The organism is Pantoea sp. Ep11b (genome assembly GCF_040783975.1).
Lineage (GTDB): Bacteria > Pseudomonadota > Gammaproteobacteria > Enterobacterales > Enterobacteriaceae > Pantoea.
In genome coordinates this window covers 1,993,394-2,019,013 of record NZ_CP160631.1, presented here as the reverse complement: position 1 = coordinate 2,019,013, position 25,620 = coordinate 1,993,394, and the positions used below count along the sequence as shown (strand labels likewise).

Genomic DNA, 25,620 nt, shown 5'->3' with positions numbered 1-25,620 from the left:
CGTTCTCAATCTCGCAGAGGGAAAAACTGCGCTGCTTCAGAGAGCGAGTGCAGTAAAGTGGTGTCCTGAGGCGATCCAATCCAGACGGCCAGCGCACTGAAATTATCCTGCTGCCCCTCATCCGGCTGGTCGTTTTTAATGATCTGCTGCATCAGCGTCAGCCACTCTGCGGGCGTATTCACCATGTGCAGCGACTGCTGCATCTGCTCCAGTGTTACGCCGTGCCAGAAACCATCCGTGCAGAGTAAAAAGGCGTCGCCATCTTCGATGCCGACCACGTCGCTGTAGCTGGCGTCGCGCTGCTCATCGCCCATTCCCAGCGCAAAATAGAGCAGGTTGCTGTTGATGCCGTCGGTGCGATGTCCGGCATCCTTCATCTGCTGCACGAGGCTGTGGTCGGTGGTCACGAGATAGAGATAGCCGCGGCGGAACAGGTAGAGGCGGCTGTCACCGGCATGGGCCCAGCAGGCCAGATGGTAGTCGCGGTCGATAAACAGGCTGACCAGCGTGGTGCCCATGCGGCTATGTTCGCTACTGACCTTTTGCTGCTGCCGGATAGCGTGATTCGCGTGATTGACGTAACGGCGAATCGACTGCGCATCCAGATGCGCATCCCCGTCAAACGCCTGCAGAAGGCTGCTGCGGGCTATCGATGCAGCGATCTCCCCGCCGGGAAAGCCAGCCACGCCATCGCACACCACAAAGCAGGCGGAACGTTTACCGATGACATCACCGATCTGATCCTGATTACTGGCGCGATCGCCCTGATTCGACGTCGAGGCAATAGTGATATTCATGCGTCATCCGTGTGGGTTTGTGAGTCTTTGTATTGATTGACTTCCAGGTCATAGGCGTGCAGAAACGCTTCGCCAAACAGGGTGTGGAAATCGTCTTCGATCTCACCCGCCGTCTCGCCGTAACGCTGAACAAAATGCTCCCACAGCGCCGCTTTACGGCTGCCCGGCAGCCCGATGCGGGACACCGACCCTGCCTGACGCGCCTCCTCCTCCAGCTGCTCCGGGTTAAAGGATTGCAGCATTGAGGCGATAATGGCGCGGATTCCGGCGATCATCCCCAGCTGGTGCGCCTGCAGATCGATCAGCGCATCACGCACTGCCTGACGCGGCGGCATAAAACCTGGCATCCGGCTGCCGAACATCTGCATCAGGACGGTTTTGCCCGACGGCAGCAGTTTGAACGGGTTGTTGGCGTCGTCGAGGATCACCGTCATGTCGGCCTTGACCCCACGCTTCAGGATCGAACGCGATGAGAGCAGCGCGACCGTGCCCTGCGAGAACATGCTGAGCATCTGACCAAACTGCAGCATCTGTTCGCGGTCGAACTGGGGGGTCGGCTGCAGATCGCGCAGGCCCATGCCTTCCAGCAGCGCGTCCAGCAGTTCGCCCTTCAGGGCGTCGCCACTGGTCTGGCTTGGCGCCGACGGCGGCACCGCAGCGGCAGGCTGGTGGCCGGACGCAACCGGATCGATACGCAGCCGCCCTTTTGGCGTCGGTGCTGGCGTGCGCTGCACCGCCTGGGGTGTGGGCAGCGTAATGCCGCCGTAGTCGTTCTGCGGATTGATAGCCTCCGCCGGTACGGCGCGCTCTTCATCAATCGGCGGCAGCGGCTCCGGCGCCTGGGGCTGAGAAGAATTATCCGCGTCAGATGGCGGATTGTGAGGTTCACTGAAGCTGAATAATGGCGATTCCATGTCGCTCAGGCTGTCAGGCGGCTGCTCTGCTGTACGTGCAGCAGGCCCTTCAGGCCGTGACGCTGGCTGAGGCGCTGCGTGCAGGGTCGCCGGTTTCGCTGCAGGTGGTTCTGGCTGAGCCAGCGGCACCGCGTTGCCCATCATCAGACCCAAGGGATCGTCCTGGTTACGCGCATCGGTGCTGCTTTCACCGTCGAACAGGCTTAACGGGTCCAGTTCGGCGGCGGGTTTGTCGGGCTGCTGTGCGGTTTTCTGCTGAGCCGACAATGCGCTCGGCGTCCGATCGTCGAAAATGCCCTGCTGCGCAAACAGCGCATCGCCTTCATCAAACAGGCTGCGGTTTTTCGGCTGCTGGCCATAGTCCAGCGGCGCGTCGTTCACCAGCTGGGCCAGCGGATCCTCGGGATTACGATCCGGCGAGGCTGGCGCGGTCAGGGGGTTCCCCTCCGGCTTTTCGGGCACCGGTTTGCGTTTAGAGAGATCGTCTGAGATCGAAAACTCTTTTGCCAGGCTGTCCCAGATTTCACTCGGAATCGCGGCCGTGGCGGCTTTTTCCACGGGTGGCTCATCAGCCACCGTTGCGGGCCGGATCGCCTCAGGACGCGGAATTGCCCTTTCCACCTGCGGCTGCGACGCACTGTTCAGGTCGCTGACCAGCAGCTGGTAATCATCAATGCCCAGAATGTCCCCATCCTGCAGCTCAACCTGGCGGCCGCGCTCCAGCGGAATGTCGTTGAGCAGCACGCGGGTTACATTGCCACGGTTGGTCAGGCGGCACTCACCGTTTGCGGTGATGTGCACAATCGCCTGAAGGCGGGAGAGTGTCCGGTCATCATCCGGCAGCACCAGATTGTTATCCACGCCGCGTCCAATCGTACCGCCGGGCGGAAAGAAGTCACAATGAGTCTGCGGCGGCTGTTGGCCGGGTTTGGTCGTTATTATCGTAAAGCGCATAACGGATTCCTGCGGTTAGCGGTTCGGCATCTATACCGCGCACCTCTCGGGGAAAGGCGCGGGGTATAGGGAGCGCAGAGATATTAATGGGTAAACAGTTTTAATCGGGACATATTCAGGGCAGCGCGGTTCTATCGGGCAGAAAATAAGTTGTCATTAATTCATCACATAAACAAACAGAGACGTCAGCGTCAGCCATATCAAGGTGATGGTGAAGGTGAATCTGTAACAAAATGGCTGTGTATTTTGGAAATTCAGGTTTAGTTGCGACTTTTCTTATATTTTTCATAAAGCGACTTTGCATCCTGACTTTGTGAAAGCAAAGTGCATTTCATCATATTAAAACTTCCTTTCACCGAACCGCTCAGGTCCATCTTCAGATAAGTGCTAACCCATTTATCTCTATCGATAAATGCGTCGACGGGAAGATGATTTACCTCCAGCCAGGCTGAAGCACTATTAAAGGCATCATCAGTGAATGCGTTGTCTGCAGAAATTTTCCCGCACAACTACTCAGCAGCAAGTGGCTGAGAATTTGCGGGTGCATAAAGGCGCCTACAGCCGGAAACGTAATTGCCAGCGCTGCAGGAGATGAGGATAATGCAAGAAAAAATAAAACTTCAATCCTCACATCTGCTGGCACTCACACAAAAACCAACTATTTAAAATAGAGTGGTTTTTTAACGCCACAAAATTAACTTTGCTAGCAGATCGCTCAGAAACACTCAAAATCATATCTAAAATCAAGCTACCATTCTGAAAATGAATACTTTCAACATAATAAAATTATTACGACTTAATCATCCAGAGCGCACAAATTAGGCCTAATAAGACCAATTATCTTTTAAGTCAAAACTGAGAAAATAATAATTTAATGCCGATCAATTAAAAAAATGACGCCAGATTATAAAACCAATCCCGCCACCAATCATCATAACTCCAGCAACTATATTCAGGTTATGCAAACGAACCAGCCAAAGAATTTCGCTATCCGGTAGTGACTGAATAAACTCGTATGATTCCTTACTAACCATTTTGTTGCTTTTATGACTCAGCTTCACTCCTTTATACAATCGAGCAAAATATGATATCTTTAAAGGATGAAAGGATGCACTTAAAAAGTAGCTGACATTGGTGCTGATATCCAGGTCAAGCTTTCTACTGCGAAACTCACCTATTATCTCCTCGAATTTATTAGCATTCTTTCTGAATATGACATAGGCAATAACCTGCAGAAGTATTGAACTAAGAAAAGAAATCACTGACACATAAATTAAAACGCAAGGCCAACTCATAAAATCCTATCCATCGTTAATCCAGTAAACCAGCTTGCAATTTCCCCGGACACATATCCACCAACCACCGCTCCAACCACACTGCAGGTCAGAAAACCAACCGGACCAGTACCTACGCCAATCGCAAGACACACACTTTGCCCAACACCAACTCCTGCAGAGCCTCCATAGATGCTAGCAGCTGTGCTGGTTGCAAATTTAGCATACTCAGTTACAGCAACTTTAGCACATTCGTTCTGTCGGTCTACTGTACAGGCCTGATAAACCTCGTTAGTTGTGTTTAAAGCCCCAAAACCAACCGATACCCAGCCGCCCATTTTCATAAATTTTGCTGCTTTAGCTGCACCATCAACATAAGTGGAATAGCCTCTTATGGTCGCAGATCCCGCCGTTCGCCAGTCATGAATGATAGAGGAGCTAGATAAATTTAAAGCATGTTTTATTTTCTCATAGGGTTTCAAATTTAATACCAACCGAGATAAGCGGTTCAACAAAACCTCTAGCTCACCAAACAATTTTCGGCGCTCAACAAAAAATTGTTGCCCAAATAATGTCCCTGACGTCAGATATTGATTACGGTATGCGTTTTCTATAGCAGTAAGTTTTTTGCCGATTTCATTAAAATAACGCTCACCTGCTTCACCTATGATACCTGAAGACTTGTCCATATAATTAGTAATAGCAGCAATTGCAGCATAATGGCGATTGAAGAAATCTGCCTCATCAACTGTCAGATGAGTAACACTATTGTTAGTTCTTTTTTTTGCTTCATCCAGCGTTTGCATCGCTGCTGGATGATTGTTTCCATTAGGATCGGCAACAACCAGAATCTGACCCGGCTTAGCCCAGGTAACATCGGCATTTAATTGCAAAAAAAAATTCGCGGCAGGCATATTGCGAGTGCCGTAGAGCCACATAGCTTGTTCAGTCAATCTTCCCGGCCGCTGGACCACACAAAAACCTGGCTCAACAGAATTTTTTACTGTCATCACAATCTCCTTTTGCAATTAAATGTATGCGAAAAATAATTACTCAGATAACTCAAGATACGCCCCTGACAGGGGCGTATCAGATTACGCTTCTTTATTGCCTTTGATATCCCAGCCCGCGCTGCTCTCTGCGCCTTTGCCACCGGAAGAACTCTGCTCCCAGTACTGCTGTTTCACTTTAGAAGCCTGGAAGGAGTAAGTCATACCCAGGGTATCGCCGTTGTCGGAACCGTTATAGTTCACAGCGGTCACCAGCACATCTTCCAGAGTAATACGTGCGTACTCAACCTGAGAACCACCTGCTTTACAGATAGAGAGTTCGACTTTTGCCAGATGCTTACCGCTGGCGCAGTTCTTCAGCAGCGCCGTGGTGGATTTATCGATCAGCGCGTTAACGTGCAGGTCGTTGAAGTTAACTTTACCGGCACCGCCGCCGCCGCCCACAGACATGTTGCCTGGCTGAGAGGCACCCCATGAGAAAGAAGTGATATCAGTCCAGCCGGTGTGGTTTGAATCTTTCGATTCGCCGGTGACTCCGTCAACCTTCATAAACATATCAATAGCCATTATCTTTCACTCTTTATTGGTTGCGAATATTGCTTTCAAAAAAGCAAGGATATGGCAAAAAGAAAAGCATGGGGCTGAATAAAACAGTCCATATTTTACCTTTGCCTTGCTTCTGAAATATCGTCATAAACCATATTTCAGAATTCGTATTGCCGGTCATTAACCGGACAAAATAGATATGCATTTATAGTGCGAAAACATCAATAACCGGATAACGCACTGTTTTACGCTTTGTAAGGTGCCCATTTTATGGACAGCGCCATGATCAATATTATATAGTCGTCCGGCACATTAAATATTCATGGAAGGAATAGAGATGAAAAAGGTCTTCTCAGTTTTCCTGATAATCCTTTTATCGCTGATCTCTCTTTATGCCATTGTTGATCTTGTAAGCTCAATCTATCTGGTTGCCCGTTATGGAAGCGTTAACGCCTGCTCTTCAGGCTTACTTGCTGGTAAATCGCTCTTTATTGCTGCCTGCATAGCCATTGTTATTATGCTGAACAGGCTAATACGTAAAAATATTCATTAATCTGTTTACGTTTATCTGCCATCGCATAAATCTGTGGCCACGCCGTTCCTGAATGAAAAGACAGAACGGCATTTACAAGCTTTCTCATCACAGAAACAACCCAGGCTGAATACAGAAAAACCCGCTTAGCATATTAAAATCAGATTAGGGTGACAGCTCAGCAAATGACAGTGTGCAGAGCTTCACACCTCGCCATCCATTCAGAGACTGCGTGATGCCCGGTCGCCCCGGACACCAGGCATCCTGTTCAGCCCTTAAGCATTATCATTTTTCAGTGAAGGCAGTTTGGAGACCAGACGCAGCGAAACGGTCAGCCCTTCCAGCTGGTAGTGCGGACGCAGGAAGAACTTCGCGGCGTAATAGCCCGGGTTATCCTCCTGCTCTTCCACATTCACCTCGGCAGCCGCCAGCGGCTTGCGTGACTTGGTCTCCTGCGAGGAGTTAGCCGGGTCGCCATCGACGTAATTCATCACCCAGTCGTTCAGCCAGCGTTCCATCTCATCGCGCTCGCGGAAGGAGCCGATCTTGTCACGCACGATGCACTTCAGGTAGTGCGCGAAGCGGCAGCAGGCGAACAGGTAAGGCAGGCGCGCGGCCAGACGGGCATTGGCGGTGGCATCGGCGTCGTGATACTCCATCGGCTTCTGCAGTGACTGCGCACCGATAAAGGCGGCGAAGTCGGAGTTCTTACGATGCACCAGCGGCATAAAGCCGTTTTTCGCCAGCTCGGCTTCACGGCGATCGCTGATGGCGATCTCGGTCGGACACTTCATGTCCACGCCACCGTCATCGCTCGGGAAGGTATGACACGGCAGATTTTCGACAGCCCCGCCCGACTCCACGCCGCGGATAGCGGTACACCAGCCATACTCTTTGAATGAGCGGTTAATGTTGGCGGCCATCGCGTACGCCGCATTGCTCCAGGCATAGTTACTGTGATCGGAGCCGTCTGTCTGCTCTTCAAAGTCGAAGCTGTCGACCGGGTTGGTGCGGATCCCGTAGGGCAGACGCGCCAGGAAGCGCGGCATCACCAGGCCCAGATAGCGTGCATCTTCCGACTCACGCAGGCTGCGCCAGGCGGCGTACTCGGTGTTCTGGAAGATCTTGGTCAGATCGCGCGGGTTCGCCAGCTCCTGCCAGGACTCCATCTGCATGACTTCGGGCGCCGTGCCGGTGATGAACGGACAGTGCGCAGCCGACCCAATGCGGGCCATCTCACCCAGCAGCTCGACATCCTGCGGGCTGTGATCGAAGTAGTAATCGCCGACCAGGCAGCCAAACGGCTCGCCACCGAACTGACCATACTCCTGCTCATAAATCTTCTTGAACAGCGGGCTTTGATCCCAGCTCGCACCTTTGTAGCGCTTCAGGCTGCGGCCCAGTTCCTGCTTGGAGATGCTCATAAAGCGGATTTTCAGCATCTCGTCGGTTTCGGTGTTGTTGACCAGGTAGCTCAGGCCACGCCAGGCGCTCTCCAGCGACTGAAACTCCGGATGATGAATGATCTGATTGACCTGCTGAGAGAGTTTTTCGTCGATCTCGGCAATCAGCGCCTGGATGGTGCGATACGCATCGCTGGACACCGTGACGGTGTTCTCCAGCGCCTGCTGCGCCAGGGTTTTCACCGCGCTTTCGACCGCCGCGCGCGCCTGATCGCTTTTTGGCCGGAACTCTTTGTTCAGCAGCGCGCTGAACTCATCCTGGCTGAAGCTGACCGCGTCCTGCGACTGCGACTGTTGTGAACTCTGCGTCATGCCTGCGGCTCCTTATCGTCAGTGGCGTTATTCTGCTTAGGCAGATGCGTCAGCGCCTGCAGCAGCGTCGGGTCCTGCAGAACCTTGCCAATCAGCTCCTCTGCCCCGTTTTTGCCGTCCATATAGGTCAGCAGGTTTGCCAGCTGGGTGCGTGCTTCCAGCAGCGTGTTCAGCGGCTCGACGTTGCGGGCCACCGCATCCGGCGAAAAGTCATCCATGCTGTCAAACGTGAGATCGATGTTCAGCTTGCCTTCGCCGTTCAGGGTGTTGTCGACCTGGAATGCCGCGCGCGGCTTCAGCGCTTTCATGCGCTCATCGAAGTTGTCGATGTCGATCTCCAGAAACTTACGCTCGTCGATGCCGGGCTGCGGCTCCAGCGGTTTCCCGACCAGGTCCGCCAGCACGCCCATCACAAACGGCAGCTGGATTTTGCGTTCCGCGCCATAAATTTCCACGTCATATTCAATCTGAACGCGGGGTGCGCGATTGCGGGCAATGAACTTCTGCCCACTGGATTTACTTGTTGCCATGGTTTTCTCCATCAATGATGCGCGGATAACGTGTCACAGCAGGCGCGCAGGTCCTGCTGTGTGAGAGGTTGACGTCTTAGTCGCGACGTCCGAAAAGCGTTTCGAGCTGATGTACGCCATCCGGCGCGAGATCTCGGATGATCTCCATAAAATCGCGCTCGATCAGGCGCTGAACGCGGTCGATCATCAGCGGTGCAGGATGACTCGGCTCATGCCGGGTAAAATAGAGCTTCACTTTTTCCAGCATCAGCTGCGCATCGGCGCGGGAGCCGATCTGCACGCTGCGCCAGTCAGCGGCCGCACGCGCCGCCGCCGGTGCGGGCGCGGCAGCGGTCTCTGCGGGCGGTTCCGCCGCGGCTGCGGGCAGTAATGTGCTGAGGTCGGTGGCCTGGCAGCGTTCGGCGATCAGGGCAATCTGTCGGCGCAGCAGCGCCAGTTCCGGCACCGCCGCCTCACCCAGCCGTTCGGCCACGGTTTCGCAGATGGTCTGCAGCCGCTCATGGATCTGCAGCACCGCACCGATACCGGGCTGATCCGCGCGCGCCAGTTCGTCGGTCAGACGTGGCAGGCCACCGGGATACTCAGTGACTTCGGTTTTGCTGCCGTCGCACAGGGCGGCGGCATCGCGCAGCGTGATACCGTCAGAGGGATAGCGCAGCAGCCAGCTCTGGCGCACCGCTGCGCTCAGCGCAGATTTGTCGCCCAGCAACGCCAGCGCATTGATGCGGAAGAAAGGATCCGCTTCGCCCGCCTCTTCCAGCCGGGGCCACAGCGGTTCCCAGTAGAGCAGCAGCGCCTGTTCAATCAGCTTCAGGCCCTGGGCATAGCCCGGCAATCCCTTCAGTTCGGTCCAGGCATGGGTCAGCGTCAGCATTACCCGCAAATCTTTGCTGCGGCCCAGCAGGGCTATCGCCAGCTTCTCGACTTTATTCCAGTCTGCCGGTTCTGCCGGAATGATCGTGTCACCAAACTGCTGTTCGGCTTTACCGGCGCTCGCCTGCTCCATCGCCTGAAAATCGGCATCATATTCCAGGTTGTCGCCACCGGGATTTTCATCGCCGATCGGCGCCAGCAAAGTTTCTGTATTTATCGTCACGCTCGTCGCCTCATGATTCAAACATCGGGGGATAAAGGCCGTTCCGGCCGGGTTTTGCCCCACCGGCCGGATCGAACAGCAGGGAAAAGAGCTGAGCAGTGAAGTTGCCGCTGTGAACCTGGGTATAGAGCGGAAAACCGTCGCTCTGATTGGTCCACCAGTAACTGGTGTAGAACTGCGGATCAAAATGCTCGCCCGGCAGCGTCCAGTTCAGGGTCGAAGGGGTATCGCCATGTCCGATAACGTCGAGAATGTCAGACGACTCGCTGGCCTCCTGCGGCGGTTGCGGCTGAGGAATGCTGAGCAGCGCCTGGTCGAGCTGTTCCGGCGATCCGCCCCCCTGCACCACCCGCAGCAGGGTATTCCCCACCTGCTGATACCAGTCGCCGGAGCGGGCCAGCAGCGCGGGCGACCATTCTGCAGGCGTAAAGTAGCGCAGCGCGCAGAGCGGATAGTTGCGCCCGACGCTGTCCCGTGCGGCGATCAGGCAGCCCATCTGGATCAGCTGGCTGCCCAGCATCGGGGGCACCACAAAATTCCAGACCGGCGCGTTGAGAAACGGGCGCGAGGGCGCGTTGTCGCTCTCCTGATTGCTCTGCCAGTGGTGCAGACCCACCTGAAACCAGCTGGACCACTGGCGATAGATCACGTCAGGAAAGCGGCGCTTAACAAAGTCACCCGCGCTGGGCAGTTTGCCGTACCAGCAGGGTGCAGCGTAATGAGTCATGTTCGGGTCCTGTTTCAGGGGCAGCTAAAGCCGGGAAGCTGGAACGGATTACGAATGCTGCCTGGGGTAAACGACAGCGTGACCTGATGGCCATCCACGCTGAACGTGGCGTCGCGTGTCAGCCCTCCGGCGGCGGTAACGCGGGCACGGTCAAAGAAACGATTGAGCGCCCAGGGACCGCTGGTGACCAGCGTGGAGGTGGTGCCGTTGGTGAGGCCAAGCTGCATCCGCACCTGGCTGGTGCCGCCCGGACCGGGCCAGCTGACCATCTGCACCGCCTGCGGCCCGTGGCTGTAACGCAGGATCTGTCCGTCGACATCCAGCGTCAGGTTAAGGATCTCATTGTCCATTCTGACGGTGCGCAGCGTGACGCGGAAGCCAGGCGTGGTGGCACCGTTGGCAAAGAAGGCATCCCGAATCGACTGTGCCTGCTGGAAAGGACGCAGCAGCGCTTCGCCGCCCGGCAGGCTTTTACCGTCGATACCCGGCGTAAAGCGCCACGCGGCATTGGTGGTATCCACTTTGCTGGCCAGGTTGTCACGAAAGAAACTGTCCATCATGCCGCTGCCCGGCGCAAACATCCGGGCCAGATCGTCCGGTGTCACTTCGCTGCGCGCGGAGCGAACCAGCGGATAGCGACCCGCGATCGCCTGGCGGCAGAAACTGCCCACTTCCATGGTGATGCGCTTGCGGACGTTATCCATGTCGCGGCGCTGGGCATCGCTGCTGGCCCCCACCGCCATGCTGGAAACCATATTCTGCAGAGACCCCGGCAGGCGACCGGCGCTGGCCTGCAGACGACTGATGGCATCGCTGGCCGGTGGTGGCATCCCGCTGTTTGCAGCATCCTGGACCGCTGTCAGATAGCGATACAGATCATCGATCTGGTGCAGGAAATCATCCACCGCCAGTACCTTGCTGCCCTGCTGCAGCGGCTGGGCCAGCTCAATAACCGGCGCAAAGTGCACGGCCACCGCCTGCTCCGGCGTGGTCTGACTGGTGGCCTGTCCACGCGCGGCAGCGGCGTCGGACGAGCTAAACAGGGCTTCAAGGGTGCGGGTGGCGCTGTTGTCCAGAGGCTTTGCAGCCTGAGCGGTTTTCTCATCCGGCTGCGCCCGGTTCAGCGTCAGCAAGCGGCTGAGGTTGATCACCAGCTGGCGCAGCGGCGAGTGATTGCCGGAGAGCAGACGTGCCGTGTTGATGCGCTGCGAGAGGTCGGCGCTGCTGTTAAGCTGAATATCGCTCAGGAACTGCTCCCACTGGCGGATGTAGTCCTGTACGTAGAGCTGGCGCACGGCCAGATCGGTCTGCTCGCTTTTCTGTGCAGGTGCCGCACCATCCAGCACCCAGAGATCGTCCTTGTAAAGGGCCTGAGTGACCGGCGCTATCTGTTTGTCCACATGCTGCCAGTACCCCTCCGGCGTATAGAGACCCGCCACCCCGTCATTCACCGATTTACCGCTTTTGCGCGAAAAGACCAGCTCGCTCTGCGGCCCGCCCAGCGACGCCAGCGTGACCGTCTGCAGCGTATCGCTGCGCTGCAACAGGCGCTTCAGCCGGCCATAGACGCGCTGTGACAGCGGCATCTGATTGATCAGCGCCTGTTCGCGCTTAATCAGGGCCTCATCCTTCGCATAAGGTGAGGCGTGGATCTGCGTCTCCAGCAGCTGTTGCAGATGCCACGCCAGCTGCTTCACCTGCTGCTGGGTCACGTTCTGCGGCAGCTCACGCGACAGATTGAGCATCAGCCAGGCCTGCAGGAATCTGCCATCGTAGTGCTTAGGCTGATAGAGCATCTGATACGCTTTCAGCGCCTCATAGCTGTAGTCCGCATCGCTGCCGTTATCGGCCCGCAGCCAGCGGGTGATGTTCTGCGCCACCTGCGGCAGCAGGAGCTGCTTCAGGGCTTTCTCATAGAGGGCGCGGGTCGCATCACTGACTTCCGTGCCGCGATACAGCCCCATCCGGCGCGTCAGCGGCGGTGAGTCCAGCGAAAAATCGGCGCTCTCCGGCAGGTGCAGCAGCGTGTTGAGATAAGGCACCAGCGCAAAGAGATCGCCATTAACCTGCTGCCGGAGCTGGTCGCCCAGTTGCTCCACCTGCGGCGTTTTGGCCGCCATCTCCTGCAGATAGGATTTGTTCTTGCTGTAACTGGTGAGCCAGAGCGCACCCGCCACCAGTAACAGCAGCAGCAGGGCAAGATAGCCTGACCACAGCCCCGCGCGATTGCGCAACTCCCACCAGCGGTTACTGCCAGCCAGCCCGGACTCCTGGAAAATGACATCCTCCAGCACCCCTTTCAGGAAGAAGCTCTGCCCTTTGTTTTGTGGAATCGGGGACTCTTTATTGACCTGATCCCAGCTGCCCGATTCGCCCGTCTGCTGACCCGGCAGATTCAGCGCGCGGTTCAGCTCGCCCATGACCCGATCAAACGGCAGACCTTCCTGCGTGCCGCTGGCAAAGTAGATCCCGCGCGGTGCAAACTGCGTTTCGAAATCGGAACGGGCAAACAGCGTGTCGAGCGCCTCGGCCAGCAGCGGCCGCAGCGCCGCGAACTCCTGCGGGAAGAGGTAACTTTCGGCGCGGGCCTGGGGATCGCTCTCCATCAGCAGCCGATCGGCCAGTCCGGCATCGAGCCGCTGTTGCAGCAGCGAATACTCCTGCTGGAACTGGCTGTTAAGCTCAAAATCGGCGGCTGACGCCTGCGCCCACGGGAAAGTGAACCCCCAGATCTGCTCGCGCTGGGCTTTATCCAGCGAGGCGAAGTAGCTGCGAAAGCCTTTGAGCAGGTCAGCCTTGGTAACCAGCACATAGACCGGGAAACGGATACCGAGACGATCGTGCAACTCCATCAGGCGCTGACGCAGCGCCAGCGCCTGGTTGCGCAACGCTTCGGGTGACTGGCTCAGCAGATCGGAGACACTCAGGGTGACGATCACGCCGTTGATCGGCTGACGTCCGCGATATTTGCGCAGCAGGTCAAGGAAATGGTGCCATTCGCTGGCATCCCGCTCCTGCTGACTCTCCTGGGTGCTGTAGCGCCCGGCGGTATCCAGCAGCACGGCATCATTAGTGAACCACCAGTCGCAGTTGCGGGTGCCGCCGATGCCGCGCAGCGCCGATTTGCCGAACTTATCCGCCAGCGGAAACTGCAGCCCTGAGTTAACCAGCGCGGTGGTTTTACCGGCACCGGGCGCGCCGATGATCATGTACCACGGCAGCTGATAGAGATACTGCCGACCAAAGCGTTGCGCCCAGAACGGACGGCCTCTGCTGCTGTGACGCTGGAAGTGCGCCTTTTTCAGCATCTCCGTGGCCTCCGAGAAGCGCCCTGCCAGCACCTGCTCTTCGCTGGTCAGCCGCTGACGATCGGCGTCCGGCGCATCGCTCTTGCCGGTTTCGAGGCTCGACATCAGCTTGCGATTGAGCCAGAAGTTATAGAGTCGCGGGATCGCCTGCCCCAGCCCCCACACCAGATAGAGCAGCGCGATACTGATCATGCGGTTCTGCTCCGGCTCCAGCGGGCGCGAATCGACGATCGAGAATACCGGGCCAATCACCCAGATAATAAAGGAGAGCGCAGTAATGCCGACAAAGCCCCACGCCAGGCGGCTGGTCAGCACGGCAAACAGAATATTCAGCATGGATCAGTTCCCTCTTGCCGGGCCGTTGAGTTCAGCCTGCGTTGCATCCGGTGCCACCAGCAGCGTGATTTCCACACGACGGTTGCGTGCGCGATTTTCTGCGCTGGTGTTCGGTACCAGCGGATTGCTTTCGCCGCGCCCTTCCGCCCTGACCCGTGACGGCTGTGCCAGCTGCTGCTGCAGCAGGCTCTGCACCGACCGGGCGCGTGCCAGCGAAAGCTCAAAGTTAGAGGCAAAGCGGGCGCTGCGGATCGGCACGTTGTCGCTGTAACCAATCACCTGAATCTGGCCGCTGACGTTGTTCATCGCCGCCGCGATACGCTGGATCACTCCGGTATAGCGGCCGCGAACCTCGGTAGCGGCGGAGGCAAACAGGCCATCCCCTTTCAGCGTCACCACACTGCGATCCGCTTCGTCGCGCACGGCCACCAGCCCGGCATCAATCTCCGGTTTCAGGAAGGCCCGCAGGTTCAGCGTGGCAGGCGGTGGCGGCGCAGGATTGCCAATCTTCACCTCCGGCAGCACCGTCTGATAGATGCGGGCGAGCACCGGCGAGGTGTAATCGCCCAGGCGCCAGTTCAGGACGATATAGAAGAGGCAGGCTGCCAGCCCCGCTACGGCCGCACAGGCCCAGAGCGGGATCATCGGCCGCCACAGTTTGCGCAGCACGGGCTGATCGGTAGGATGCGGTGACAGCGCCGCCGCATAACTGCCGCGCACGCCTTTGATCATCTGCAGCAGACGCTGCTTAATGGTCTCCAGCTGGGAGCGGCCATTGTCCAGGACGCGGTAGCGCCCTTCGAATCCCAGCAGCAGGCAGAAGTAGATCAGCTCCAGCATCAGGATGTGGCGTCTGGGGTTCTGTGACAGCCTGGCCAGCAGCTGGAAAAACTTCTCGCCACCCCAGGTTTCGTTGTGAAACGTTACCAGCAGACCGTTACTGGTCCAGACGCCACGGCTGCCCCAGGGTGTCAGCGCCGCCGCCTCGTCGAGTGCGGTACAGAGGCAGTAACGTGCGCCGATGATCACTTCATAGCCCACGCCGGACTGCTGGCAGCTCAGCTCGAAGCGACGGATCTGATCGATCAGTTGCTGACGTAGTGCCGCCGGATCCTCATGGGAGAGCGAGTGACGGATCTGGGGAATGGCATTAATCAGAGGGTTGGCCGCCGCGACAAGCACATTCTGGTGGCTGGTATCCGGCGCAAGATCGCTGTGTGACTGGGGTTGTTCCTGCATCATGCTGCGTGCTCGGTTTATTATTCTGACTGACTACGGATGGCCCAGAACTCCATGCTCAGGCCCGGAAACTCACCGGCAAGGTGCAGCGCAAAAGCGCCCGAGCGCTCCATCTCTTTCCAGAGTTCGCTGTTCTTATCCAGTTCGAAATAGCTATATCCTGAATGCCAGGGGATCTGCGGCGGGGCGCCTGGCATCGACCGTAGCGCCAGACCCGGCAGTTGCAGCTGTACCAGATCGCGGATTTTGCTGACCGGCGCGACCTTCATCTGCGCAGGGAAATGGGTGATGAGGGTGTCAGCGGGCACGCTGGCTTTCACCGCCAGCACGAAGCCAAACTCATGCACCATGCTGCTTTCCGGCACGGTTGCCACGTTGAGCCCGTGTGAACGCTGGGTCAGCGGCAGCTGGATAGCACTCTCTTCCATCACCTGCGAGAGCCCCTGACGCAGCAGCAGCGACAGACGGCTGAAACAGCTATTCAGATCGTCATGATCGTAAAGCGGCAGCCCTTCAGGCGCACGGGCTGGCGTCCAGGTACTCAGTTCTGCCGCCAGCTGCAGCCAGTGGCTGAAGAGTGTTTCGGGATGCAGCAGCGGCAGATGCTGAAGATGACTGTGCAGGCCCAGCTGCCGGTTAAGCAGCGCCAGCAGCATAAAATCGACCATATCGGCGCTGTTGAAACGGCCGGTGCCTGGCGCGCGCTGACTCAGCTGCTGGCTGCGCTGCTGGATCAGCCCGTGGAGATCGTTGAACATGTTCTGCAGCGGACGGCTGCTGTTCAGGGTCAGCATCGGCGGAATGTAGTCGCTGTCGAGCCGGATATGGTTGTCGCTGCGTTTTTCGATCACCTGCGCCACGCCCATCGCGGTCCACTCGGCGGTCAGATCCTGCTCCAGCATCAGGCGCAGGCGAAGTTTGCCAAACTGCACCGTGGCACTGCCCACCGCCTGCACGTTGTCATCTTCCACCTCCGTTTCCCAGGCCAGGTAGCGCGCCAGCGAATCGTGCGACTCCTGAAACGCCACGGCCTCACGGCCGTTGCGCCGGGCCGGAATCGCCAGCACCACTTTGCTGCGATCAACCGACGCAGGCAGATCGAGCGGGGCCGGGCCATGCTGTGGCTGGCTGAAGGCAAAGAAGGTGCCATCCGGCAGACAGCCGCTGGCGGCACTCAGCGCCAGTTTGCCCTGACGCAGCAGCGCCTCATCAAACTCAAGATCGTAAAAACCCCAGGTGTAGGCGCGCTGCAACTGCCCCCACTCCCGCAGGGTGCTGAGGAGATAATTTTCTGACTGCTGGAAATGGTGAGGACGCAGAAACATCCCCTCCGTCCAGACGACTTTTTCCGCTCTGTTCATCGGCATCACTGTTTTTCCACGCGAAGGCCATTCGTTCCCGCCACAATATGCGCATTCAGCTCGCCATCGTTACGTTTCCAGAACGCCCAGAATGAAGGTGACTCGCCTTCGGGAACCGGCAGCGAGAGTCGCCAGATTTTGCCATCCAGCATCTGGTATTCAGCCATGATGCCGATAAAGCGCGCCTCGGGCAGGCTCCTGATACGCAGCGTTTTGCTGCGCTGGTCTGAGGTCAGGAAGAACTGTTGGGTATTGAGCTGCGCGCCGCCCTGTGCGTCGGCAGACGGGTTTTGCAGGGAGTAGAAATCGGCTGACATGAACCCGGCATCTGAACTCAGCAGCATAACCCGGACTTTCAGTGGCGCACCGCCGTTAAGCTGGTTCTCCGCCCGCACCGTCAGGTTGTAGTAGGTCGCTGGCGGCTGACTGCTGCTACTGCTGCAGGCTGACAGCAGCCACACCAGCAACACGATCAGCCCACTCCGTAGTGACATATTTCTCGTCATGAAGCCCTCCCTGCCCGATGCAATTAGTTAATGATCCAGGTTCCGTTAGTGCTGTTCTGGCAGGCGGTGCTGTCGCCGTTAACCGCAACACAGGTTTTTTTCTTGCTGGTGCGAACGCGACGTTTTGGCTGATCGGCTTTGATGGTCTGGTCATAGAGTTCGCTTTTCACCACCGCGCGGAACGGCACATAGCCTGTCAGCCTGACGGCAGCCTGCGGTGCCGCAGGTTTATCGCCCTCTTTCGCTGGCGGGGTGGCGGTTTCGGGTTGCGCGTCGGCTGCGGTGTCGGCCGCTTCACCCAGCGCCAGCCAGTTGTTCTCCACCTGACCAATCACCGTATAGCTTTCACCGCTTTTCAGGGTCTCCACCACTTTGCCGCCATAACCAGGATGGTTCATGACCGAGGCGGGATAAAGCGCGCGATAGGTTTCATTGACCGGTGTGAACTGCGCGGGCGGTTTGACCGCATAGCGATGGCTGAGTACCACGCCATCCACGGTGCTGGTGACCAGCGTGTCATCCGTCATTTGCGGCGGCGCTTTACAGCCAGCGACAGAGAAAACAAACATCAGCCCTAACGCAATACGAAGCTTCACCATTTTTTTCATGTTGTGTTCCATTCATACCTTGAAGAGAGGCCAGAGGCCGGGAGTCAGTGATGAAAATCGGGAAATATCACGGGTGAAGAAGGCCATTAGTACCAGCCTTAAAGCCACCCCTGAATCAAAATGCCTGGAGGCTGCGGTCAGCAAAAATGCCGACTGATCAAATAATATTAAGTATAAAAAAGCAGCATCGGGGATGAAAACGGCGCGAGAAGGAAATCAGTCGCGCGAAAAATCGAATCAGAAATATGATCGTTTTTTTTGTGTCTGATTCAGGAAGGCGGGGGAAACCCAAGTTTTCCTTATACCATCCCTGGCTATTTAACGACCGCTTTTAATTAAAACATTAATCGCAAGCGCGTTATTGTTGAGCATATACCTGCATGGAAAATCTCGAATAACTAAATAAATAGCTTTAAATACATGCATTTACAATAGATCCGTTAATCCATAGCTACCGCACGAGCCAGAGAGATCCTGCCCGTGAGTCTGCAATCACATTCATATTGTAAATTTAATCGATAAGTTTACAGAAGATTTACGGAATTTCAACGGCACACGCCGCCCGGTATTTTAATAAGAAAAATTTAATATATAGAGTTAATACAAATATTATCAGATTTTGAACTGCCTACTAAGACGATTCCTAAAAACTTCCGATATTCTGAAGTGTTTTTATGCAAAAAAAGCGCAGAACCGAAGCGGCCATTAAAAAGTCTCATGTAAAATCTGGTACTCTTCGATGGACTGCTGGCGCAGTGGGCGCAGAGGTGACGTAAGGCTGGGATGGAAAGAACTGCGGATGGCTTTCAGATATTGCCAGACATATCAGAGGGTTATATCAGTACCACTGCAAATAAGAATGTCGGATGCGAAATGAGAGGGCTTTCAGGCTAAAAGAAACCGTAAATCTGTCGGTTTAATTTTTCAACTAACTGATTAATTGTTCTTTATCGGCGCATTTTTGTTGCGTGGTCATCAGATATTTCCTGACTCTTCAGCACCTCTTAACGTAAAAAACCACGCCGAAGCGTGGTTCTGTTGTGGCTGCGCGCAGGGGCACCGCCAGATTCCGCCTGTGAATCAGAAGAAGCCCAGCGGTTCGATGCTGTAGCTGATCAGCAGATTCTTGGTCTGCTGATAGTGATCCAGCATCATTTTATGGGTTTCACGCCCGATGCCCGATTTCTTGTAGCCACCAAAGGCAGCATGGGCCGGATAGAGGTGATAGCAGTTGGTCCAGACGCGCCCCGCTTTGATCGCCCTGCCCACCCGGTAGGCGCGGTTAATATCGCGGGTCCAGACGCCGGCACCCAGACCATAAATAGAGTCGTTGGCAATCGCGATCGCTTCCGCTTCATCTTTAAAGGTGGTGATGCCGATGACCGGTCCGAAGATCTCTTCCTGGAACACCCGCATACTGTTGTTGCCTTTCAGCAGCGTCGGCTGAATGTAATAGCCGCTGTTGAGCGCGTCATCCAGCTTCTCGATGCCGCCGCCAGCCAGCACTTCCGCTCCCTCCTGACGCGCCACCTCCAGATAGGAGAGGATTTTGTCAAACTGCTGCTGCGAGGCCTGCGCGCCGACCATGGTGTCGGTATCCAGCGGATCGCCCCGTTTGATGGTTTTTACCCGTTTCATCACGGCCGCCATAAAGGGTTCGTAGATAGACTCCTGCACCAGCGCGCGTGACGGACAGGTACAGACTTCGCCCTGATTCAGGAAGCCCAGCACTACCCCCTCTGCGGCTTTCTCGATGAAGCTCTCTTCCGCCTGCATGATATCTTCAAAGAAGATGTTAGGGGATTTACCGCCCAGTTCGACGGTCGACGGGATCAGGCTTTTGGCCGCCAGTTCCAGAATATGGCCGCCGGTGGCGGTAGAACCGGTAAAGGCAACCTTGGCGATGCCGGGATGTGAAGCCAGCGCCTCACCCGCCTCTTTACCAAAGCCGTGCACCACGTTCAGTACGCCCGGAGGCAGCAGATCTTTAATCAAGTCCACAAAGACGGTAATCGACAGCGGCGTCTGTTCAGCCGGTTTCAGCACCACGCAGTTACCTGCGCCCAGCGCCGGTGCCAGCTTCCAGGCGGCCATTAACAGCGGGAAGTTCCACGGGATAATCTGCGCGACGACGCCCAGCGGCTCATGAAAATGGTAGGCCGCCGTGAACTCATCGATCTCGGCGGCACTGCCCTCCTGTGCCCGCAGACAGCCCGCAAAATAGCGGAAATGATCCACCGCCAGTGGCATATCGGCCGCCAGCGTTTCGCGCACCGGTTTACCGTTGTCCCAGGTTTCATACACCGCCATCGTTTCCAGATGCTGCTCCAGCCGATCGGCAATTTTCAGCAGCAGCAGCGAGCGTTGTTGCGGCGAGGTTTTACCCCAGGCATCAGCGGCCGCTGCAGCCGCGGCCACCGCGTTATCCACATCGGCCGCATCCGAACGCGGGAACTCACCGGCCACCGATCCATTCACCGGTGAAGTATTGGTAAAGTAGTTTCCCTTCACCGGCGCGACAAATTCACCATTAATGAAGTTGCCATAATTCTTTTGTAGCGTAATCAGAGAACCCTGTTCTCCGGGGGCGGCGTAACGCATGGTCATTCTCCTGAAAGGTGACTGATGCAACAATAGTGAAACTTGTTATTAACATGATGCAACATCAAGAGAGTGTCAGGTCTTTCAGGCCGAAACTGTGACCGCTCCGAAGGATTAAGCGTTTCCGGGGTGTCTCAGGAATATTCTGACTTTTCCCTGCAGACGGATGCCGCGAGAAACTTGTGCGGCGTGGCGGGGTCAACGTGAGGATGAACAGATTACGGAGATGAGTATGCTGGCTTCAGCTATGACCCTGATGCGCACCAAGGCCAGTTTCGTGCATCAGTTTATTCGTAACCCGCGCAAGATGGGCAGCATTACGCCCTCATCAGAGACCCTGTGCCGGACGATGACCGCGTCGGTTCAGTGGTCTGAAACATTACGCATCGCCGAACTCGGCGCGGGCGATGGGGTGCTGACGCGACAGATACTGGCGCAGATGGCCCCCGACGCCACCCTGGATGCCTTTGAGATCAGCACCGCCCTGGCGGACAGGCTGAATGCCCTCGACGACCCCCGCATGACCGTGCGCACCTGTTCGGCTGAATATCTGAACGGCGAATATGACGCGATCTTCTCCGGCCTGCCGCTGTTATCCTTACCGCCTGACCTGCGTGAAGCCATTCTGCGGGCGGTATTCAACGCGCTGGGGCCGGACGGCGTCTTTGTGCAGTTCCAGTACACCTCGCTGACCCAGCCGGATCTCTCACGCTACTTCACCTGGGAGCGCCAGAGGGTGCTGAAGAATGTGCCGCCCGCCTGGGTCTATCGCTGTACCCGTCACTACGCGCCCTGAGCCTGTCTGACGACCGGGCACGTCTGTTGCCAGAATGAGACCAGCAGTTCACGCGCCCAGTCTTTGCCCTCAATGTCGCGCCCGGCACACTCTTCGATCGTGTCCGGCGGCAGACAGGCGTTCATAATCGGCCGGGAAAATTCGGGATGAAACTGCACCGATAACGCCTGCGGCGAATAGCGCACGATCTGACAGCCATCGCGCCCAGACGACGCCAGCACCTGCGCGTGAGGCGGCGCGGTGATCACCGACTGACGATGCGACAGCCAGACGCTGAACGAGGCGGGCAGCCTCTGCAGAAGCGGATCGCGCTGCGCCTGTTCCGTGCAGCGAATCGGTAACAGGCCACGCTCCCAGCCCTGAGGATTGTCCGCCACCACACCGCCCAGCGCATAGGCCATCAGCTGATGGCCGTAACAGACGCCCAGCAGCGGCAGACGATGGTCAATCGCTGCCCGCACCCAGGCGGCGCTGCGTTCACTCCAGTCGGCGTGATCGGTCACCATCGCCCAGGAGCCGCTGAGGATCGCGCCGGAGATCTGGTCAAAATCGGGCAACGCCTCGCCCAGATGGGGCCGGACAATCAGGTAATCATCAGGCTGCAGATCCAGTGCATCGATGAACCAGCGTGGCTGTTCACCAATCTGCGCGACGACGTTTGCGGGCGGGACTTCAAGCTGAATTAACGCAAGGGGTAAGGCGGATGCAGGGGTCATACCGAATCAGATCCTCTCAGAAGTCGTTTCAAATCAGTCTGCCATCAATGCCATAAAAAGTCTCACCAGGCGGCGGGGCTGTCGCAGAAAATTTCTGCCAGCGATTGGCTGGATTGCCGGAGTTCGTGCCATCATTAGCAGGCTATGCAAAAAACATCGAAAGGATATTATCGTGGCTGTGCGGCATTTTTTTCTGATTCTGATGGTGGTCTCTATCTGGGCCTTTAATAACGTCGCGGTGAAATGGGGTCTGCTGGAGCTGCCGCCGCTGTTTCTGACGTTTATGCGTTTTGTCGTGGTGGCGATAGTGCTGGTGCCCTTCTGTCGCATTACCCGTCAGCAATTGCCCTGGCTGCTGCTGCTGGCCTTCACGTTCGGCTTTATGCACTTCTCGCTGCTGTTCGTCGGCCTGCGCTATACCGATGCCGGCACCGGCGCGATTGTCGTGCAGCTGGGCACGCCGATTGCGATGCTGCTGGCGATGGCGGTGCTCAAAGAGAATCTGAAACTGGTGCAGTTGATGGGCATCATGATTTCGCTGAGCGGCGTGGTGGTGCTATCCGGCAGCCCGACCATTCCTTCATGGTGGGTGCTCTGTCTGCTGCTGTGCAGCGCCACCGGCTGGGCGGTGAGTAATCTGATCGTCAAGAAGTCGCCGCCGATTAAACCGCTGACCATGACCGGATGGATTGCGTTTCTGGCGATACCGATCGTCGGCGGATCCAGTCTGGTGATGGAGTCCCATCAGCTCTATGCCCTGCAACATGCGGGCTGGCGCGGCTGGTTCGCCATCCTCTACAGCGCCATCGCGTCTTCGATTGTCGCCTATACGCTGTGGTATATGCTGCTGAAGAAGTACAACGTCAACCTGATCATGCCCTATTCGCTGCTGACGCCGGTGCTCTCCGTGCTGATGGGAATTGTGGTACTGGGCGACAGCCTTAACAGCTTCAAAATTATCGGCGCTTCTCTGGTGGTGCTGGGCACCGCTATCGCAGTTCTGAACCTGCGTAATCTGCGGATGCACGCCCGCTTTCCCCGCCTGCGGCGGCGCTGATACCGCCTGCTATGCTTAGATAAAACCGCCGTAAGGAAATTCAGCATGGACTTATCGCTCGCTGGCTCGCTGTGGCAGCAGATGCAGCAGGGATTGCGGGGCCACGACGCTATCAGGCCGCTTCCCGTCTTTACCGATCGCGCCACTTTCTCTTCCGCCTTTGCCGTCAGCGAGCTGGCGGCCACCAGCACCGGACTCGCGACGCAGGCCGTCGCCGACCTGCTCGCTGCCTCCAGCCCTGAGGTGTTTTCACCGCCCGTTAGCGTGAACGTCCGGCTCGCTTCACGCTGGTTTCAGCAGAGCTTCTGTCCCCTGAACCGTGCAGCACCCGCCCTGTGGGACCTCTTTGCGGGCGACTATCAGAGCCGGGATGGCTGGATCCGTCTGCACACGAACGCGGCGCATCATCGCCAGGCGATGGAGCGGGTGCTGGGCCGTCATGCCGATCGCCCGACACTGGCGCGTCAGGTCCGGCAGTGGCAGGCCAGCGAACTGGAGCAGGCGATTATCGACGCAGGGGGCTGCGCGGCTGAGATGCGCAGCGCCGCCGCCTGGCAGCAACATCCGCAGGGCCTGGCGGTGCAGCGTGAACCGCTGTTCAGCTGGCAGAGCACGCTTCCGGCTCCGGCACCTGCGTGGCTGCTGCCCCGCGCCCGACCACTGCTGGGCATCAGAGTTCTGGATCTGACGCGGATAATAGCCGGGCCGGTTGCGACCCGCTTTCTTGCCAGTCTGGGCGCCCGCGTGCTGCGCATCGATCCGCCCGGCTGGCAGGAGCCGACGCTGGATGAGGAGATGAGCTGTGGCAAACGCCGCGCGGTGCTCGATCTGACCCAGCCTGCCGATCGTGCGCAGTTTGTTCGCCTGCTGCGCGAAGCCGACGTGCTGGTGCATGGCTATCGGGCCGATGCACTTGAGCGGCTCGGGTTTGATGCAGAAACGCTGCACTCCCTCTCACCGGGTCTGGTCGATGCGGGTCTTAATGCCTGGGGCTGGCAGGGGCCGTGGCGCAATCGTCGCGGCTTTGACAGTCTGGTCCAGATGGGCTGCGGGATTGCCGAACGGGGAATGCAGTGGCAGCAGAGCGATAAGCCGGTCCCGCTGCCGGTTCAGGCGCTGGATCATGCCACCGGCTATCTGCTGGCGGCGGCGGTGCTGGAGGGATTACGGCGACGTCTGACAGCCGGACACGGCAGCCAGGTACGGCTGTCGCTGGCGCGCACCGCCTGGCTGTTGCAGCAGCATCCCGCGGATCATATCGCGGGCACCGGCATTGTGCCGCAGGTGAACGATAACCTGCCCTGTTATGAATTAACGCCGTGGGGGTTCGGGGTCAGGCTTAAGGCCGCTGCCCGACTGCCCGGCACGCCGCAGCTCTGTGCTACCGCCGGATCGCCGCCGGGCACCCACCCGGCAGAATGGTAAATCAGGCGTCGTCGCCCGATTCGCGGCTTTCCAGCAGTTCGTTGTACATCGCCTGAATCGCTTCGCGGCTCAGCATCGCCAGCGTACGGTAAAAGGCGGTGCTGGCGTGTGCCTCCACTTTGCCCAGGAACGCGCCGCACCACGGCAGCAGATACTCTTCGAACAGCGCCAGTTGCGCGGCGCTCTCATCCTCTGCGGACTGGTCTTCCAGCCAGGACGCCGCCAGCAGCATCACACCAAAATGGTCAGCAGGCGCATCGCTCAGAGGCATACCGCGCGAGGTTAAGAATGCACGCACTTCCGGCTCGGTTTTCCCTTCCGGCCACTGTGAGGCGTAAGGCGGCACGTTGCAGTCGCTGCCAATAAACAGTGCATTGTAATCGGCGGCCAGCGCCTGAGGATCGCTGTTCTGCTGCAGACGCGTCAGCAGCTCATCCTGCTCCAGCGGCCACTGCGACTGCAGTTTGCCTTCACGCAACAGCGTGAACAGCGGCACCAGCAATGGATCCTGCGGCTGACGGTTAAACAGTGAGCCGATGATGCGGCAGAGAATGGAAAACTCATTCATGAGTCAGATTTCCTTGAGGCAAAGTAAATTAAAAGTCAGCCAGTTCCGCAATGCGTTTACCGCTACGCATTTCCAGAAAATCGAGCAGGCGACGAGGCGTGACATTTAACACCCGATCCTCCTGAAAATCCACCTCGCGGGCGATACGCAGACAGTGGTCGAAATGGCCGGGCGTAAAGGCAGTGTGAGAATCGGAGCCAGAAACCCGCCATCTGACTGCTTCGTCGCGCTTATCAGCCATTAGTAAAATCGAAAATACTTTGCACAAAATTAAATGATGAAGATGATCCATAAAAAAGCGAACAGCAATCCATACGCTGTAGCTACCTTGAGCACCAACAGGATCGTGAAAATACCACGCAATTTTTTGATTGCTCGGATAAATGGTTGCAGAAGGAAGGGAATATTGATGCGCTTTACTTCTGGTTCCGGCAATATGATCTGGCTGGCTTAAACCTGAATCGCTGCGAATATACAGCGACGTAAACCAGCATGATTCAGTAATCCCGATCGATGCTGGATATTAGGTTGACCGAATGGCTGGAATCCAACAAAGTTTTCAAAATGGATATGCTGAAAAGCGTATTCCATGAAAGCCCTGATAAGGTTAAGCGCAGTCTGGAAGAACTAGTCTACCGACGGACACCGCTCTACAGCGTAGTTACTGTGACGCACGTCAGTATGGCACGGAGGCCAGGCGTAGCCGCATGTGCAATTTCTGAAGCGCCACGTCGCTTTCTGATGCTGGTGGCATATTTACTTAACATGGCCACCTTTCACTACAGCACAGCGCGCGCTAATACACACATAAAAATTCAAGCGGGCATTCTCACTAGTGAACCATACCAGCCAGCGGTACACAAAGGTTTGATGTGGCAGCATCAACTGGATTTCTCAAATTCAATCCTGCTGAAAGCAGGGAAAATGCTCCTCTGAACCATCCC

The 25,620-nt window shown here is 57.0% G+C and carries 22 protein-coding genes and 1 pseudogene; 5 read left to right on the top strand and 18 right to left on the bottom strand.

What is annotated here, in order from left to right; genetic code table 11:
* Positions 1-5 precede the first annotated feature (5 nt).
* The 5 genes from AB1748_RS09585 to AB1748_RS09565 all read right to left on the bottom strand — a co-directional run bounded on the left by AB1748_RS09585 (position 6) and on the right by AB1748_RS09565 (position 5,516).
* Positions 6-797: a PP2C family serine/threonine-protein phosphatase gene (locus tag AB1748_RS09585; RefSeq protein WP_293769681.1), complete on the bottom strand. Its 792-nt coding sequence runs from the start codon at positions 795-797 to the stop codon at positions 6-8.
* A complete protein-coding gene (gene tagH / locus AB1748_RS09580; protein WP_367395405.1) occupies positions 794-2,665 on the bottom strand; it encodes a type VI secretion system-associated FHA domain protein TagH in 1,872 nt (623 codons plus the stop codon). Before tagH ends, AB1748_RS09585 begins: the two co-directional genes overlap by 4 nt.
* A gap of 260 nt (positions 2,666-2,925) precedes the next feature.
* The gene (locus AB1748_RS09575) at positions 2,926-3,174 is read right to left on the bottom strand and encodes a T6SS amidase immunity protein Tai4 family protein (RefSeq protein ID WP_288478279.1); all 249 of its coding nucleotides are present in this window, start codon (positions 3,172-3,174) and stop codon (positions 2,926-2,928) included.
* A gap of 782 nt (positions 3,175-3,956) precedes the next feature.
* Positions 3,957-4,949 (bottom strand): hypothetical protein, encoded by a 993-nt coding sequence (locus AB1748_RS09570; RefSeq protein WP_293769666.1) that lies wholly within the window; start codon positions 4,947-4,949, stop codon positions 3,957-3,959.
* Between the two features lie 84 nt (positions 4,950-5,033).
* Positions 5,034-5,516, bottom strand: a complete 483-nt coding sequence (locus AB1748_RS09565) for a type VI secretion system tube protein Hcp (protein ID WP_010246100.1) — start codon at positions 5,514-5,516, stop codon at positions 5,034-5,036.
* Between the two features lie 316 nt (positions 5,517-5,832).
* On the opposite strand from AB1748_RS09565, the gene AB1748_RS09560 reads away from it, so the two are divergent.
* Positions 5,833-6,048: a hypothetical protein gene (locus AB1748_RS09560; RefSeq protein WP_367395404.1), complete on the top strand. Its 216-nt coding sequence runs from the start codon at positions 5,833-5,835 to the stop codon at positions 6,046-6,048.
* A gap of 254 nt (positions 6,049-6,302) precedes the next feature.
* Here the strand turns inward: AB1748_RS09560 and tssC are convergent, their stop codons facing one another.
* From tssC to AB1748_RS09510, 10 genes are all read right to left on the bottom strand, one after another.
* Positions 6,303-7,802, bottom strand: coding sequence for a type VI secretion system contractile sheath large subunit (gene tssC / locus AB1748_RS09555; protein WP_111140778.1), 1,500 nt, complete (start codon positions 7,800-7,802; stop codon positions 6,303-6,305).
* Entirely contained in the window at positions 7,799-8,332 is a 534-nt protein-coding gene (gene tssB / locus AB1748_RS09550) for a type VI secretion system contractile sheath small subunit (protein WP_111140779.1), read from the bottom strand. The genes tssC and tssB overlap by 4 nt, the downstream gene beginning before the upstream one ends.
* Before the next feature lie 76 nt (positions 8,333-8,408).
* Complete coding sequence (tssA, locus tag AB1748_RS09545; protein ID WP_367396333.1) at positions 8,409-9,422, bottom strand: type VI secretion system protein TssA; 1,014 nt, start codon at positions 9,420-9,422, stop codon at positions 8,409-8,411.
* A gap of 16 nt (positions 9,423-9,438) precedes the next feature.
* Positions 9,439-10,155, bottom strand: coding sequence for a type VI secretion system-associated protein TagF (gene tagF / locus AB1748_RS09540; protein WP_111140780.1), 717 nt, complete (start codon positions 10,153-10,155; stop codon positions 9,439-9,441).
* Between the two features lie 14 nt (positions 10,156-10,169).
* On the bottom strand, positions 10,170-13,799 hold the full coding sequence (gene tssM / locus AB1748_RS09535; RefSeq protein ID WP_367395403.1) for a type VI secretion system membrane subunit TssM: 3,630 nt from the start codon (positions 13,797-13,799) through the stop codon (positions 10,170-10,172).
* A gap of 3 nt (positions 13,800-13,802) precedes the next feature.
* Positions 13,803-15,038 carry a DotU family type VI secretion system protein gene (locus AB1748_RS09530; protein WP_199560020.1) on the bottom strand — a complete coding sequence of 412 codons (1,236 nt, stop codon included), beginning with the start codon at positions 15,036-15,038 and terminating at the stop codon, positions 13,803-13,805.
* Between the two features lie 20 nt (positions 15,039-15,058).
* Positions 15,059-16,399 carry a type VI secretion system baseplate subunit TssK gene (tssK, locus tag AB1748_RS09525; protein ID WP_293770250.1) on the bottom strand — a complete coding sequence of 447 codons (1,341 nt, stop codon included), beginning with the start codon at positions 16,397-16,399 and terminating at the stop codon, positions 15,059-15,061.
* A gap of 5 nt (positions 16,400-16,404) precedes the next feature.
* Positions 16,405-16,905: a type VI secretion system lipoprotein TssJ gene (gene tssJ, locus AB1748_RS09520; RefSeq protein WP_111140783.1), complete on the bottom strand. Its 501-nt coding sequence runs from the start codon at positions 16,903-16,905 to the stop codon at positions 16,405-16,407.
* Between the two features lie 23 nt (positions 16,906-16,928).
* Entirely contained in the window at positions 16,929-17,525 is a 597-nt protein-coding gene (locus tag AB1748_RS09515) for an SH3 domain-containing protein (RefSeq protein WP_111140784.1), read from the bottom strand.
* Positions 17,526-18,593: 1,068 nt separating this feature from the next.
* Positions 18,594-20,114, bottom strand: coding sequence for an aldehyde dehydrogenase family protein (locus AB1748_RS09510; RefSeq protein WP_293769647.1), 1,521 nt, complete (start codon positions 20,112-20,114; stop codon positions 18,594-18,596).
* Positions 20,115-20,346: 232 nt separating this feature from the next.
* Between AB1748_RS09510 and AB1748_RS09505 the strand changes: the two genes are divergently transcribed.
* A complete protein-coding gene (locus AB1748_RS09505) occupies positions 20,347-20,910 on the top strand; it encodes a class I SAM-dependent methyltransferase (protein WP_293769644.1) in 564 nt (187 codons plus the stop codon).
* Here AB1748_RS09505 and AB1748_RS09500 read toward each other — a convergent pair.
* Entirely contained in the window at positions 20,898-21,626 is a 729-nt protein-coding gene (locus AB1748_RS09500; protein WP_367395402.1) for a glutamine amidotransferase, read from the bottom strand. The genes AB1748_RS09505 and AB1748_RS09500 overlap by 13 nt on opposite strands.
* 172 nt (positions 21,627-21,798) lie before the next feature.
* Here AB1748_RS09500 and AB1748_RS09495 point away from each other — a divergent pair, with 172 nt between their 5' ends.
* Positions 21,799-22,683: a DMT family transporter gene (locus AB1748_RS09495; RefSeq protein ID WP_111141716.1), complete on the top strand. Its 885-nt coding sequence runs from the start codon at positions 21,799-21,801 to the stop codon at positions 22,681-22,683.
* 45 nt (positions 22,684-22,728) lie between these two features.
* Entirely contained in the window at positions 22,729-24,108 is a 1,380-nt protein-coding gene (locus AB1748_RS09490; RefSeq protein WP_367395401.1) for a CoA transferase, read from the top strand.
* A 1-nt stretch (position 24,109) separates the two neighbouring features.
* Here AB1748_RS09490 and AB1748_RS09485 read toward each other — a convergent pair whose 3' ends face one another.
* Entirely contained in the window at positions 24,110-24,676 is a 567-nt protein-coding gene (locus AB1748_RS09485; protein ID WP_293769632.1) for a molecular chaperone, read from the bottom strand.
* Positions 24,677-24,704: 28 nt separating this feature from the next.
* Positions 24,705-24,875, bottom strand: a pseudogene (locus AB1748_RS09480) (phosphatase); the annotation flags it as partial.
* Between the two features lie 329 nt (positions 24,876-25,204).
* Between AB1748_RS09480 and AB1748_RS09475 the strand changes: the two are divergent.
* A complete protein-coding gene (locus tag AB1748_RS09475; protein WP_367395400.1) occupies positions 25,205-25,612 on the top strand; it encodes a hypothetical protein in 408 nt (135 codons plus the stop codon).
* Positions 25,613-25,620: the final 8 nt, after the last annotated feature.